This window comes from Flavobacterium defluvii (assembly GCF_900129555.1).
Taxonomy (GTDB): domain Bacteria; phylum Bacteroidota; class Bacteroidia; order Flavobacteriales; family Flavobacteriaceae; genus Flavobacterium; species Flavobacterium defluvii.
Window position 1 is genome coordinate 220,101 of the sequence record NZ_FQWC01000001.1, and the last position, 14,248, is coordinate 234,348.

The 14,248-nt window shown below is 33.9% G+C and carries 10 protein-coding genes; 7 read left to right on the forward strand and 3 right to left on the reverse strand.

Features of this window, described 5'->3' with window-relative positions:
- Positions 1–48 precede the first annotated feature (48 nt).
- The 3 genes from BUC29_RS01015 (at position 49) to BUC29_RS01025 (ending at position 3,365) form a co-directional block, all read left to right on the forward strand.
- A complete protein-coding gene (locus tag BUC29_RS01015) occupies positions 49–480 on the forward strand; it encodes a DUF1573 domain-containing protein (RefSeq protein ID WP_053471598.1) in 432 nt (143 codons plus the stop codon).
- Positions 481–553: 73 nt separating this feature from the next.
- Positions 554–1,096, forward strand: coding sequence for an RNA methyltransferase (locus BUC29_RS01020; RefSeq protein ID WP_073412527.1), 543 nt, complete (start codon positions 554–556; stop codon positions 1,094–1,096).
- A 106-nt stretch (positions 1,097–1,202) separates the two neighbouring features.
- Complete coding sequence (locus tag BUC29_RS01025) at positions 1,203–3,365, forward strand: Ig-like domain-containing protein (RefSeq protein ID WP_073412529.1); 2,163 nt, start codon at positions 1,203–1,205, stop codon at positions 3,363–3,365.
- A gap of 89 nt (positions 3,366–3,454) precedes the next feature.
- Here BUC29_RS01025 and folK read toward each other — a convergent pair whose 3' ends face one another.
- Complete coding sequence (gene folK, locus BUC29_RS01030) at positions 3,455–4,588, reverse strand: 2-amino-4-hydroxy-6-hydroxymethyldihydropteridine diphosphokinase (protein ID WP_073412531.1); 1,134 nt, start codon at positions 4,586–4,588, stop codon at positions 3,455–3,457.
- A 137-nt stretch (positions 4,589–4,725) separates the two neighbouring features.
- Between folK and sppA the strand changes: the two genes are divergently transcribed.
- From sppA to BUC29_RS01045, 3 genes are all read left to right on the forward strand, one after another.
- Positions 4,726–6,483 (forward strand): signal peptide peptidase SppA, encoded by a 1,758-nt coding sequence (gene sppA, locus BUC29_RS01035; RefSeq protein WP_073412533.1) that lies wholly within the window; start codon positions 4,726–4,728, stop codon positions 6,481–6,483.
- A gap of 11 nt (positions 6,484–6,494) precedes the next feature.
- Positions 6,495–7,442 carry an alpha/beta hydrolase gene (locus BUC29_RS01040; RefSeq protein WP_073413557.1) on the forward strand — a complete coding sequence of 316 codons (948 nt, stop codon included), beginning with the start codon at positions 6,495–6,497 and terminating at the stop codon, positions 7,440–7,442.
- A 166-nt stretch (positions 7,443–7,608) separates the two neighbouring features.
- Positions 7,609–10,212 (forward strand): AsmA-like C-terminal region-containing protein, encoded by a 2,604-nt coding sequence (locus tag BUC29_RS01045; RefSeq protein WP_073412535.1) that lies wholly within the window; start codon positions 7,609–7,611, stop codon positions 10,210–10,212.
- A 121-nt stretch (positions 10,213–10,333) separates the two neighbouring features.
- Here the strand turns inward: BUC29_RS01045 and BUC29_RS01050 are convergent, their stop codons facing one another.
- Positions 10,334–11,386, reverse strand: a complete 1,053-nt coding sequence (locus BUC29_RS01050; protein ID WP_073412537.1) for a glycosyltransferase family 9 protein — start codon at positions 11,384–11,386, stop codon at positions 10,334–10,336.
- Between the two features lie 280 nt (positions 11,387–11,666).
- Positions 11,667–12,461, reverse strand: coding sequence for a DUF2797 domain-containing protein (locus BUC29_RS01055; protein WP_073412539.1), 795 nt, complete (start codon positions 12,459–12,461; stop codon positions 11,667–11,669).
- A 222-nt stretch (positions 12,462–12,683) separates the two neighbouring features.
- On the opposite strand from BUC29_RS01055, the gene BUC29_RS01060 reads away from it, so the two are divergent.
- Positions 12,684–14,192: a GH3 auxin-responsive promoter family protein gene (locus BUC29_RS01060; protein ID WP_073412541.1), complete on the forward strand. Its 1,509-nt coding sequence runs from the start codon at positions 12,684–12,686 to the stop codon at positions 14,190–14,192.
- The last annotated feature ends 56 nt before the right edge of the window (positions 14,193–14,248 follow it).

The following is a 14,248-nucleotide window of genomic DNA, read 5'->3' on the forward strand; positions in this document are numbered from 1 at the left end:
ATAAGAATTTTATATAGCTTTGTTCATCATTAAAAAAGACCCTGAAAAATGAAAAAAATAATTTTATTCGCTATGTTAGCTGTAGCTGGTATTACGGCTACTAACGCACAAACAACTAAAAAAGCAAAAGCTGCTAAAGTTGCAAAAGTAGAAGGAGCTGGAATGCTTTTCGAAACAGAAACTATCGATTACGGAACTATCGCTCACAATGCTGACGGTAAAAGAGAATTTGTTTTTGTAAACAACGGAACAAAACCGTTAATCATCACTAACACTCAAGGATCTTGCGGATGTACAGTTCCTACAACACCAAAAGAGCCAATCGCTCCAGGTGCTAAAGGTATTATTGGTGTAAAATATGCTACTGACAGAGTTGGTGCATTTACAAAAACAGTAACTGTTACTTCTAACGCTGAAGGACAACCAACAAAAGTACTTACAATTAAAGGTACTGTTTTACCAGATCCAGTAAAAAGCTAATCTGAAAAACAATTAAATATCGAAAAAGCTTCCTTATCTTTGGAAGCTTTTTTTATGACCTGAATTTACTACAATGAGAAAACTTGAAAATAGCGAATTGGAAAGAAAATCTATCGAAGATTTTAAAAAATCAGACAAAACTCCTTTGATATTAGTTTTGGATGATATTCGCAGTTTACACAATATTGGTTCTGTTTTTAGAACTGCCGATGCTTTTTTGATCGAAAAAATAATTCTGTGCGGGATTACCGCTACTCCGCCAAACAAAGAAATTCATAAAACTGCACTTGGCGCAACTGAAACTGTTGCTTGGGAACATCACGAAAATGTATTGGAAGTTATTGAAAACTTAAAAAAACAAAACGTTTTGACCCTTGCTATTGAACAAGTAGAAAGCGCTGTTTTCCTTCAGGATTTTAAAGTCGAAAAGAATCAAAAATATGCTTTGGTTTTTGGAAACGAAGTTTATGGCGTTGCTCAGGAAGCGGTTGCTATTTGCGATGGGTGTATCGAAATTCCGCAATTAGGGACAAAACATTCTTTAAATATTTCCGTTAGTGCCGGAATTGTAGTTTGGGATTTGTTCCAAAAATTAAACTGGCCAAATAACTATTAGAGAATATTTTTATTAAAAAGGTGTGATTTTTAAATTAGTTTCTAACTTTAAATGTTAGAAATATAAATATATTTTTTTATTATTATAAAAGTGATACTTTTATAAAATGAAAACTATCAATTACCTAAAAATAACCACCATAGCATTCGCCTTAAGCCTTACCCAGTCTTACGCAGTCGAAAAAACTACGATTAAAAATAAAAACATAATTGTAAATTCTAACGATACTCTTAAATCAAATAAAAAGCAGCATTCAAGATTAAACTTTGCCATTACTCCTCCTGTTGTTAAAGCAACCGGAGATCAATTATACTGCCCTCAAAACACAATAAAAATCGTAACTGATTTTACCATTACCCATGATCCTGCAGAGACAGGAACCAAGGCTGTTTATATTCAAATTTCATCAGGTTATTCAAGTGGTTTCGATCAGCTTATGCTCTCAAACCCGGCATCACACCCTAATGTAACTACAAGCTGGGATGCAACAGCCGGAAAATTAAGCATAACAAGCCCAACGGGCGCTGACGTTTTATATGCTGATTTAGTTAATGCTGTAAAAGATGTAGTTTTTACAAATCCTTCGGCTTCAGCATCAGGAACAAAAACTTTTTCAATAACAATTGGTAACGCCAATTATTTACCTTCAACACAGCACTTTTATTTATTTGTTCCAAGTATTGGCATTACATGGACAAGTGCCAAAGCCGCTGCAGAAGCAAGCACTTATTATGGATTAAAAGGATATCTGGCAACCATTTTATCTCAGGATGAAGCGCAGTTAATAGGTGAACAAGCATCTGGAACGGGATGGATTGGCGGAAGCGATGCCGAAACAGAAGGCGTTTGGAAATGGGTTACAGGTCCAGAAGCAGGAACTGTAATGACGTATACTTTTTGGAATTCCGGAGAACCAAACAATTTAGGTGACGAAGATTATGCGCATATTACACAACCCGGCGTTGGAATAAGAGGTTCATGGAATGACCTTTCAAACACAGGATCATTAACGCCCGGCGATGCTTATCAGCCAAAAGGTTATGTTGTTGAGTATGGCGGAATGCCCGGCGAATCTCCGCTTGAAATTGCTGCAAGTACAAAAATTACAATTCCAGTGGCGACACCCGGAGCAAATCCAAATCCGGTTTGCGATTCCGGAACTTTTACTTTTACCGCAACAGCAACCGCAGGTGCAACCATCAGCTGGTATGATGCCGCTGTGGGAGGAAATGTATTAGGAACCGGAAATACGTATACAACACCAACTATAACTTCTACCACAACTTATTATGTCGATGCCGGATGCGCATCAAACAGAAAATCAGTTACAGCTACTGTAAATACAACCCCGGCAAATCCTATTGCTGGTCAATCTACCTATTCAAATTGTGGTCCCGGATCTGTTACAATTACAGCGTCTTCAAATATTGGAATTATAAATTGGTTTACAGCTTCTTCTGGCGGAACAAGCATTTTTACAGGAACAAGTTTTACAACACCAACTATTTCAACAAATACAACGTATTATGCCGAAGCTTCAAATTCCGGATGTGTTAATCCAAATCGTGCTGCCGTAAATATTGAAATTTATACACCGCCTGTTGTCAATGATGAAACTGTGGCTTTATGTCAAAATCAAACCGTAACACTGGATGCAGGAGTTTCAGGAATGCGTTATTTATGGTCAAATGGCGCTACAACACAAACTACTGTCGTTTCTCAAGGCGGAACTTATACGGTAGATGTAACAAGTCCATCTCCAGAAAATTGTACAAGCCGAAAAACAGTTGTTGTTGAAGAACATGAGGTTCCGGAAATTGATCGAATTGATGTAAACGGAACTCGTGCTATTATTTATCTCAAAAAAGAAACTTCTTATTTTGAATTTTCTGTTGATGGAGTAAACTTTCAGGATTCGAATGTTTTTTATGAGGTTCCGGGCGGACTTCAAACGGCTTATGCACGCGAGAAAAGCGGCTGCGGCGGTGATACACAAAACTTTGTCGTTTTAGTTTTTCCTCCATTCTTCACCCCAAATAATGACTCTTATAATGATTTATGGGAAGTAACCGGAATGGAAAATTATCCACAGGCTGAAGTAACCATTTTTGATCGTTACGGCAAACTTGTAGCACAATTAAATGCTTCTAAAATGAGCTGGGATGGAACGTTTGAAAAAACACCGCTTCCGGCTTCAGACTATTGGTATGCTTTAAAAATTGACAATACAAAACCTGTTTTAAGAGGACATTTTACACTCAAAAGATAATTTTTAAATTAGAAAATGTGTCGATGAGATAATTAGATAATTTATTGAATGCAGTAAATAATTATCTCATCGACACGTTCTCTAATTATCTAATTCAATTTCTTCTTAATTTCATTTAAAACGAAAAGATAATCTTCCTGTTTTTTTACAAAATCACGGTCAGAAACATCAATAATCAATACGTTTAAATCGGTTTGAGATTTAATGTATTCCAAATATCCGTTGTTGATTTTATCTAAATATTGAGCTTCAATGTTTTGTTCGTAGCTTCGGCCGCGTTTTTTAATATTTTGCAGAAGTCTATCGGTATTCTGATACAAATAAATATACAAATCCGGTTTTGGCATTTCTTTGTAAATGATATCAAATAAATTTCGGTACAATCGATATTCGTCTTCCTGCAAAGTAATTTTAGCAAAAATCAGCGATTTAAAGATATGATAATCTGCAACTATAAAATCTTTAAATAAATCAAACTGGGCCAGATCATCAGACAATTGCTGGTAACGATCTGCCAGAAAAGACATTTCAAGCGGAAAAGCATATCGGTTTTGGTCTTTATAAAATTTAGGCAGAAACGGATTGTCTGCAAAACGTTCTAAAACCGTTTTGGCATTAAAATCATCTGCAATTTTATGAACCAAAGTCGTTTTTCCCGCACCAATATTTCCTTCAAAAGCAATATAATTGTATTTCTGTAACGAAATTTCATTCAACGGACATTTCAAATCCTGAACAACCGTACAAACGCTGTCATCTGGTGAAATTGAAATTAATTCTGAGATAGATTTTTGAAAAACAGGATGTTTCCAGTCTAATTTCAAATCCTGCATTGGCAATAAAACAAAATTTCGGTTTTGCATTAAAGGATGCGGAATATGAAGTTTTTCTGTTTCAATAATTTCATCATCAAAAACAATAACATCGACATCAATAATTCTGGATTGATATCCTTGCTGATTGGATCTGATTCTTCCTAATTGTTTTTCGACTTTTAAAACCTGATTTAATATTTTTTGTGCCGATGAAGTAGTGTGCAAAAGCAAGGCACAATTATAAAATGCATCACTCTCAAAGCCCCAGGCAGGCGTTTCATAAAGCTTCGAAACCCTGATTACAGTTCCCACTTCCTGATGTATCAAAGCGATACAGCTTTCGATGTTTTCTAACCTGTTTCCCTGGTTACTGCCTATAGATAAAACGACTTGATGCTGTGATTTCATAATTAATGCAAATTAACTAAAACTATTTTAGAATTAACCAATATATTTGTGAAACGGCACATTGAAGCGATTAAAATTTATGTGCGAAATTTGTAACAAATAGTCCGTTGACGCTACTTATTTAAAAAAATATACTTATGAAGTTTTTAGGAAATGTAATTGCCACAGTTATTGGTATTTTTGTATTTATTATGCTTTTCTTTTTTGGAGTAATCCTAATTGGAGCCATTTTTGGAAGTGACGACAAAGTCTCGGTTAAAAATGATTCGGTTATCGAATTAGATCTAAAACAAATCGAAAATGATTATGCCGGAAAATACAAAGATCCCTGGGTAACTGTTTTTTCAGATAAAAAAGGAGTTGGTTTGACCGACGTTATTAATGCAATTGAAGCTGCAAAAACAGACGATAATATTAAAGGGATTTCTATCTTAAACGATCAGTCTTCACTGGGACTTGCGCAGTATAAAGACTTAAGAAATGCGCTTGAAAATTTCAAAAAATCAGGAAAATTTGTCTGGGCTTATGCAAATGGTTATTCGCAAAAAGAATATTATCTAAATTCTGTTGCCAATGTTGTTTATATAAATCCGGCCGGAGATTTAGATTTTAAAGGACTTTCGTCAGAAGTGATGTTTTTCAAAGATTTTCAGGAAAAATCAGGAATTCACATGGAAGTAATTCGTCACGGAAAATACAAAAGTGCCGTTGAGCCATTTTTAGAAAATAAAATGAGCGATGCCAACAGAGAGCAAATTACAGCACTTTTAAATTCGATTTGGTCGACGGTTTGCAGTGACATCTCAAAAAGCAGAAATATTCCGGTTGAAAAATTAAACGAAATTGCAAACGGATTATTGGCAAGAACTCCCGAAATGGCAAAAAAACAACATTTAGTTGACATCGTAGCTTATGAAGATGTATATCACAATGCCATCAGAAAAGCTCTAAAAGTTAAAGAAGACGAAGATTATAATAAAATTTCGATTTTAGATTATACACAAAATAACATCACAACTGCCTTAACGAATGTTGCTGATAATCAAATCGCTATTATTTACGCTCAAGGCGAAATTGCCAGCGGTGAAGGCGATGTAAATGTTATTGGTGAAGGCTCGATGCGACGTTCTTTACAGGAAGCCAGAAAAAATGAAGATGTAAAAGCGATCGTTTTAAGAATTGACAGCCCAGGCGGAAGCGCACTGACTTCTGACTTAATCTGGAGAGAAATTGAAATTACTAAAAAAGTAAAACCAGTAATTGTATCTATGGGAAATTATGCTGCTTCTGGCGGATATTACATTGCCTGCAACGCTGATAAAATTTTTGCTGAAAACAATACTATTACCGGTTCTATAGGAGTATTTGGTGTATTACCAAATTTCACTCCGCTTGCCAATAAATTAGGAATCAACACAGAACAGGTAAAAACACACGAAAACTCGGCAAATTACAGTCCGTTTGTTCCAGTTGATGAAAAGTTTAAAGCTTTTACGCTTGAAGGTGTCGAACAGATCTACAAAACCTTTGTTACACACGTTGCCGAAGGTAGAAAAATGACTTTTGACCAGGTTGATGCGATTGCACAAGGAAGAGTTTGGTCAGGTTCTGAAGCTGTAAAAATTGGATTAGTGGACAAAATTGGTGGTTTAAATGATGCAATAGCCGAAGCCGCAAGAATGGCAAAAATCAAAGATTACAACACTCAAAATTATCCTGAATATGAAAAAACATTTGGTGATTTAATGGGAAGTCTGCCTTTTGCTCAATCTAAAGAAGCTTTTATAAAAGAAGAGATCGGCGAAGAAAACTATATGCTTATCGAACAGGTAAAAAGATTACAGAGACAAAAAGGTGTTCAGGCAATGATGCCTTTCGGAATAAACATTAAATAATGCCGCTTAAAATGAAAAATCTATTTCTGTTTTTTACCGTTTTATTTTTAGCATCTGCAAATGCCCAAACTACAAAGCAAGATACTTTTACAGAAACAAATGTTACTTTAAAAATCAATATCGATCAGCTTTTTGGTACACTTACTGTTCCTGATGGAATGAAAAAAGGTCCGGTTGCTTTGATAATTGCAGGTTCAGGCCCGACGGACAGAAACGGAAATAATCCCATGATGAAAAACAATTCCTTAAAATTGCTGGCCGAAGCGCTTGCAAAAAACGGAATTGCTTCCTTACGTTTTGACAAAAGAGGAATTGGCGAAAGCAAAAAATCAGCCATTACAGAATCGAGTTTAGTTTTTGAAAATTACACCGAAGATGCCAAAAGCTGGATTAACTTTTTAAAACAGGACAAACGTTTCACACAGTTAACCATTATTGGTCACAGCGAAGGATCTTTAATAGGAATGATTGCAAGTGGAAAAGCCAATAAATTTGTTTCTATTGCAGGAGCCGGAGAATCAGCCGATAAACTTATAAAATCTCAGATTTCTTCAAAATCAAACAAACAATTAGAAGACATGACGTTTCCTATTATCGACAGCCTGAAAGCAGGAAATAAAGTAAACAAGGTCGATCCTCTTTTAAATTCTCTTTTTAGGGCAAGTATTCAGCCGTATTTAATCTCGTGGTTCAAATACGATCCGCAGTCAGAAATTAAAAAGCTGAATATTCCGGTTTTAATCATTCAGGGAAATAATGATTTGCAGGTTTCGGTAAAAGATGCAGAGGAATTATCAAAGGCAAAAACAAATTCAGAATTAGTAATCGTTGACAAAATGAACCATATTATGAAAATCATCGAAGGCGACAAACAGGCAAATATGGAAAGTTATAGTAACGAAAACCTTCCTATTTCTGAAACAATGGTAAATAAGATTGTTTCTTTTATTAAAGAGTAGATGCAATAATAAAAAAGTAAAATCCGTTTGAAATTTATCAGACGGATTTTTTATTTATAATTAGAATAATTTTCTTACATTATTAAGAAAATTTTATCTTCTCACTTTAATAAAAAAACTATTTTTGCAAGAGTCAAATTCAAAAATAAACCTCAAATCTATAAATATGTTAAAGAAAATTTTAAAAGTAACTGCCATTGTCCTTGTGGTCATTGTCGCCGCATTATTTGCCATTCCGTATTTCTTCAAGGATCAAATAAAAGCTAAAATTGCCGAAGCCATTAACGAAAGTGTCGATGCAAAAGTAAGTTTTGCCGATGCTGATTTAAGCTTGTTTAAAAACTTCCCGAACGCAGCGGTGGGTATTGAAAAACTGGTTATCATCAACAAAGCACCTTTTGAAGGTGATACATTGGTTTCGTTAGGAGAATTAAACCTTAAAATGAGTATTAAAGAGCTTTTTAAAGGAAAAGACGAACCTTTAAACATTCAGGGAATTACTTCTGAAAATGGTTTAATTAATATTATTTTCAACAAAGATGGTGTTGGAAACTTTGATATTGCTTTAAAAGATAAAAAAGAAAACGATAAAAAAGACGACAAGAGCAGCCCTCTTTCTTTAAAAATTCAAAACTATAAAATTGAGAACTTTACGTTTAGATATATCGATCAGGGTTCAAAAATTAAAATGGTTATTGATAGTTTAAACCACGAAGGAACGGGAGATTTTACCAATTCTAAACTGGATTTAAATACAAAAACTACTGCAAATGTATCTTTAGATATGGATAAAGTTAATTATATGAAAAATATAAAACTGACTTTAGACGCTATTTTAGGAATCGATTTAGACCAAAGCAAATATACTTTTAAAGAAAATAAAGCTTTAATTAATCAATTGCCATTAGAGTTTGACGGATTTATTCAGATGGTAAAAGAAGGTCAGATTTATGACCTGAAATTTAAAACGCCAACTTCGTCGTTTACCAATTTCTTAGGATTGATTCCTTCTGCATATGCTTCAAGTCTTGACGGCGTAAAAACAACTGGAGAATTTACTGTTGTAGGTTTTGCAAAAGGAAAATTAACAGACACAACAGTTCCCGCATTTAATATTGCCATTGCATCAAACAATGCATCGTTTCAATATCCTAACTTACCAAAATCAGTTCAGAATATTGTAATCGATACTAAAATTATCAACGAAACAGGAATTCTAAATGACACTTATGTAAACTTAGATAAACTGTCTTTTAGAATCGATCAGGATGTTTTCAGCGCTAAAGCAAATGTTAGAAACATTACTGTAAATCCGCTTGTAAATGCAGCTTTAAAAGGAACAATTAACCTGGCGAATCTTTCAAAAGCATATCCTATTAAAATGGATAAACCTTTGGCAGGTATTTTAAAAGCTGATGTTACCACTAATTTTGATATGGCTTCTGTTGAGAAAAGTCAATATCAAAACATCAAAAATGCCGGAACTATGAGTTTATCAGGATTTAAATATACTGATGAAAACAATAAATCTATGAACATCAGCACGGCTTTGGTTGAATTCAACCCTAGTACAATCAACCTGAAACAATTTAATGCTACTACAGGAAAAAGTGATATTGCTATAAACGGAGTTCTTGAAAATTTCTACGGTTTTATGTTCAAAAAACAAGAATTGAAAGGAAACTTCAATATGAGTTCAAATCAATTGGCTGTTGATGATTTCATGACTTCCGGAGAACCTGCAAAAGCAGAAGAAAAAACACCGGCAAAACCGGCTGAAGCAATGAAAATCCCAGCGTTCTTAAACTGTACTTTAAATGCAAAAGCTACAACTGTTTTATATGATAATTTAAAACTAAAAGATGTTTCCGGAAAACTGATTATTAAAGATGAAAAGGCACTTTTAGAAAACTTTAAAACATCAATTTTTGGAGGTACAATTGGCTTAACCGGAGCCGTTTCGACTAAAGCAAAAGTACCAACATTTGATATGAATTTAGGCTTTAATCAGGTTGATATTGCGCAGACTTTTACACAGTTGGATATGATGAAAAAAATTGCGCCAATTGCAGGAGTTATTAACGGAAAATTAAATTCGACCATTAAATTAAACGGAAATTTAGACGAGAAAGAGTTAACTCCGGATTTAAAATCTATTTCAGGAGATTTAATTGGCCAATTACTCTCTACTACTATTAATGCTAAAAACTCTACAGTTTTAAACTCTTTAACTTCTAACATTAAATTCATTGATATGAATAAAGTGAATTTGAATGACATTAAAGCTGCCTTAAGTTTTGATAACGGAAAAGTAAATGTAAAACCTTTTGATATTAAATATCAGGATATTAAAGTAACCGTTGGCGGAACCCATGGTTTTGATCAAACGATGAATTACAATTTGAAATTTGATGTTCCTGCTAAATATTTAGGAAGTGAGGCCAATGCTTTTATAGCAAAAATGTCTCCTGCAGATGCCGCGAAACTTGACAATATTCCGATCAATGCTGTTATTGGCGGTAATTTTTCGAATCCTAAAATTACAACGGACATGAAAAGTGCCGTTACAAGTTTAGCATCGCAAGTAGCAAATCAGCAAAAAGAAAAATTAACTCAAAAAGGTGCTTCGGCTTTGACTGATTTACTTAACAAAAACACAAAAGCGAAAGATACAACTCAGGCTGCTAAATCTGAGAAAGAACAAAAAAATCAGGAAACCACTAAAAAAGCAACTGATTTAATCAACGGGCTTTTCAAAAAGAAAAACTAAATTGATTTAAAATAAAAAAACTGCTCCGGAAAGTAATTTTGGGAGCAGTTTGTTTTTATAATAATTTGATTTAATCATTGTTAAAATGTCCATCGCTACATAATATCGGCAGTAAATAGGATTATTTATTCAAAATCTTATTAATGGCATTTATAAAATCCGGAATGGCAGATATATTGGTATCAATTGCAACACTTCCGTTTCCATAAGGCTGGTATTTTTTTAAAGGTGAAATTGAAAATAAACCTACGGTTGGTGCTTTTGAAGCACTTGATAAATGCATAATTCCACTGTCGGCACCAATAAAAACATCTACATTTGCAATTACTGAACCTATTTCCCGGATATCTTTACTGTAGAATGAAGGCGCCTGAAAATTGATTTGAGATACATTTTCAACCGGCAGAACTTCAAAAATATTATAGTCTTTGTATTCTTCTTTCAAAGCTGCATAAAATTCTTCCCACCACGAAACACAATAGCACTTTTCGCCTGTTGCAAAAGTAAAAATGGCAATTGTTCTTTTTTGGCTGTCAATTATTTTATCAAGTGTTTCTTTTCCTTTTGAAATTTCTTCATTGGTTAATTTTAAATCAAGAAGAGGGACTGCTTCTTTTTTATCTTCAATTTCAAATTGACTTAGAAAATATCTTAAATTGTAAACAGGATATTTTGCAATGTGTTCATGATCAGTATAATCTAACTGAACATTTTCAGGAAGATCCCCAAAAAATTTATATTTCGCATTTGAGAACTGAACGGCTAATCTGCCTGAAGAAGAGTTTTGATCAACATTAATTACAAGATCGTAATTCTGTTTTCTAATTAAAGTCCAGACTTTAAAGTATTTGACTAATTCCTTAAAAGGTTTTTTAGGGAGATCAATAATTTTATCGATACAGTCATAATTTTCTAAAACAATTGGAGCAAGAGTACCTTTTACAAACAAATCGATTTTGCAACCTGGAAATGTTTTGGTAACTTCCTGAATAAGCGGCGTAACTAAAAGTAAATTTCCAAGTCTTCCGTTGGGTCTGCAGATCAGGACTTTTTTTATTTTATTTTTATCAATTGTTCCGCTTCTGCTAATGTTGGTATTGCCAATATTCTTGGTTAAAAGTCGCATCAAGCCTCGCCTGACCTTGTTAACGTTAACTTTTTTTAAGTTACTCATGTGGTATTTTTTTTCGGGGGATTAATTTAGAAACCACAAAAATGTCTTCAATTTCTAAAAAACCTAAACTACATTTTCTACAATTCTATTGCTTCAAATGTAAATTCTTTTTTTTCGCAAAACTAAATTCTATTAATAAGCATTTATTACAAAATTGTAACGAAATGTATCAATATTACCATTTTTATGTTCCAGCACGAAATAAAAGTACAACAATTAACATAATAACCAACTAAACATAGACAGGCGGCTGATAAAAATCGACAAGGAACTAAAAATACTAGACGTTTATGTTAACAACATAACCTTCTGAACCACGGATATTAAAGACCGTGCCGTTTTCAAAAATTAAATACTGCCCTTTAATTCCAACCAGTTTTCCCTGAAAAGATGGTGTCTTATCTAAATTCAAGCTCGCTATTTTGGCCGGATAATTTAAAACCGGGTAGTTTAATTCGTAAACATCATTTTTCTGGCTGTAAAAATATTCTTTGACTTCAGCCGGAATTAAATTTTCAACTTTCGATTTTTCAAAAATTAAATCACAGGATTCTGTTGTGCACTGGAGCATCTTTCTCCAGTTTGTTTTATCTGCATAATGATCCTTCAATGCAACCTCTGTAATTCCTGCCAGATAACGATTTGGCACCTCAACAATAGCGATTGCCTGTGTTGCGCCCTGATCTATCCATCGCGTAGGAACCTGACTTTTGCGGGTTACACCAACTTTTATTTCGCTGGACAAAGCCAGATAAACTATATGCGGCTGTAACTGTGCTTTTTGTTCATATTCTAAATCGCGGTCGGCAATTCCCAAATGTGCCGTACTCAATTCTGGTCTCATAATCCAGTCGCCAACAGCGGGACTTGAATAAAAGCAGTCATAACAAAAACCTTGTCTGAATATCTTTTTCTTTTTTTGACAATTTAAACACTGAAATCCTGTAAAACTAATTTCAATTTCTTTGCCTAATAATTGATTTACATTTAGAAAACTATCCTCAAAAACTAAATAATATTGAATCGGGTTTCCAAGTTCAGTCTGCATTTTTGTAAGTACGCCTTGATATGTCATTAGGTTTAAATTGTAGATTTTAGATATTAAATTTTAGATTGCTCTTATTTTTTTGAGTTAATCTTTAGTTTAGAAGTAGTGGTTTTTATTACAAAAAAACACTATTTTTGATACAATGACAAAGTTAATATTTGCTGCTTGATATTCAAATTTTAAGTTCCGATTTAGATAAATCGTAACATCTAAATTTAAAATCAGCAATCTAAAATCTAAAATCAACTCATGCCTTTATCAATAATTAATTCTTTCGCTTCATGGGTCCTGAAACAGAGGATACATCAAATTGAACTTTTTTTAAAATACCCAAATGAAGTTCAGGAAGAGCTTTTGCATAATTTATTAATGGCATCTGAAAATACGGTTATTGGAAAAAAATATGATTTTGCTTCAATAAATTCGTATCAGACTTTTGCCGAAAGAGTTCCGATTGCGAGTTATGAAGAACTGCAGCCTTTAATCGAACGCACGCGTCAGGGCGAGCAAGGCGTTTTTTGGGAATCGCCTATTAAATGGTTTGCCAAATCGAGTGGAACTACCAATGCAAAAAGTAAATTTATTCCCGTAAGTAACGAAGCTCTTGAAGATTGTCATTATAAAGGAAGCAAGGACTTGCTTTGTTTGTATTTGAATAATAATGAAGATTCTGAATTGTTTCTTGGAAAAAGTTTACGTCTTGGCGGAAGTTCTCAAATCTATGAAAACAACAATACTTTCTTTGGGGATTTATCGGCAATTTTGATTGAAAATATGCCTATTTGGGCTGAATTTAGCAGTACCCCAAGCAGTAAAACTTCGCTGATGAGCGAATGGGAGTCTAAAATTGCGGCGATTATTAACGAAACTAAAAACGAAAATGTAACCAGTTTTGCCGGAGTTCCTTCCTGGATGCTGGTTTTAATGAATAAGGTTCTGGAAAATACTGGTAAGCAAAGTTTACTGGAACTTTGGCCCAATCTTGAAGTTTATTTTCACGGAGGTGTGAGTTTTTCTCCATACAAAGAACAATACAAGAAAATTTTACCTAGCAAGGATTTTAGATATTACGAAATTTATAATGCTTCTGAAGGCTTCTTTGCGATACAGGATTTGAATAATTCCAGTGATTTATTATTAATGCTGGATTACGGGATTTTCTATGAATTTATTCCGATGGAAACTTTTGGAACTCCAAATCAAAAAGTAATTCGTCTGGCTGATGTTGAACTGAATAAAAACTACGCTATTGTTATTACTACAAATTCTGGTTTGTGGCGTTATTTAATTGGTGATACGGTTCGTTTTACTTCGTTGAATCCGTATAGAATAAGAGTTACGGGAAGAACCAAACACCATATTAATGTTTTTGGGGAAGAATTAATGGTCGAAAATACAGATCAGGCGATTGCGAAAGCCTGTCAAATCACTCAAACCGAAGTTATTGATTATACGGTTGCTCCTATTTTTATGCAGGATAAAGAAAAAGGCGCGCACGAATGGATGATCGAATTCAAGAAAAATCCGGCTGATGTAGGTCTTTTCCAAAAAGTTCTCGACGAAACTTTACAAACTTTAAATTCTGATTATGAAGCGAAACGCTACAACAATATGACTTTAAATCCTTTGGTAATTAATGTCGCTCGCGAAAATTTATTTTATGACTGGCTGAAAGAAAGAGATAAATTGGGCGGACAGCATAAAATTCCTAGGCTTTCTAATCAGAGAGATTATTTGGAGCAGTTGAAGGAAATGTAAAAAATTGACACGCGGATAACACGGGTTTAATATTACAAAACACGGATTTACACTGA

Coding starts and splice junctions, on each gene's coding strand:
- BUC29_RS01050 (WP_073412537.1), bottom strand. CDS start 11,386: ATGAGTAACTTAAAAAAAGTTAACGTTAACAAGGTCAGGCGAGGCTTG.
- BUC29_RS01020 (WP_073412527.1), top strand. CDS start 554: ATGAGAAAACTTGAAAATAGCGAATTGGAAAGAAAATCTATCGAAGAT.
- BUC29_RS01025 (WP_073412529.1), top strand. CDS start 1,203: ATGAAAACTATCAATTACCTAAAAATAACCACCATAGCATTCGCCTTA.
- sppA (WP_073412533.1), top strand. CDS start 4,726: ATGAAGTTTTTAGGAAATGTAATTGCCACAGTTATTGGTATTTTTGTA.
- BUC29_RS01040 (WP_073413557.1), top strand. CDS start 6,495: ATGAAAAATCTATTTCTGTTTTTTACCGTTTTATTTTTAGCATCTGCA.
- BUC29_RS01060 (WP_073412541.1), top strand. CDS start 12,684: ATGCCTTTATCAATAATTAATTCTTTCGCTTCATGGGTCCTGAAACAG.
- BUC29_RS01045 (WP_073412535.1), top strand. CDS start 7,609: ATGTTAAAGAAAATTTTAAAAGTAACTGCCATTGTCCTTGTGGTCATT.
- BUC29_RS01015 (WP_053471598.1), top strand. CDS start 49: ATGAAAAAAATAATTTTATTCGCTATGTTAGCTGTAGCTGGTATTACG.
- BUC29_RS01055 (WP_073412539.1), bottom strand. CDS start 12,461: ATGACATATCAAGGCGTACTTACAAAAATGCAGACTGAACTTGGAAAC.
- folK (WP_073412531.1), bottom strand. CDS start 4,588: ATGAAATCACAGCATCAAGTCGTTTTATCTATAGGCAGTAACCAGGGA.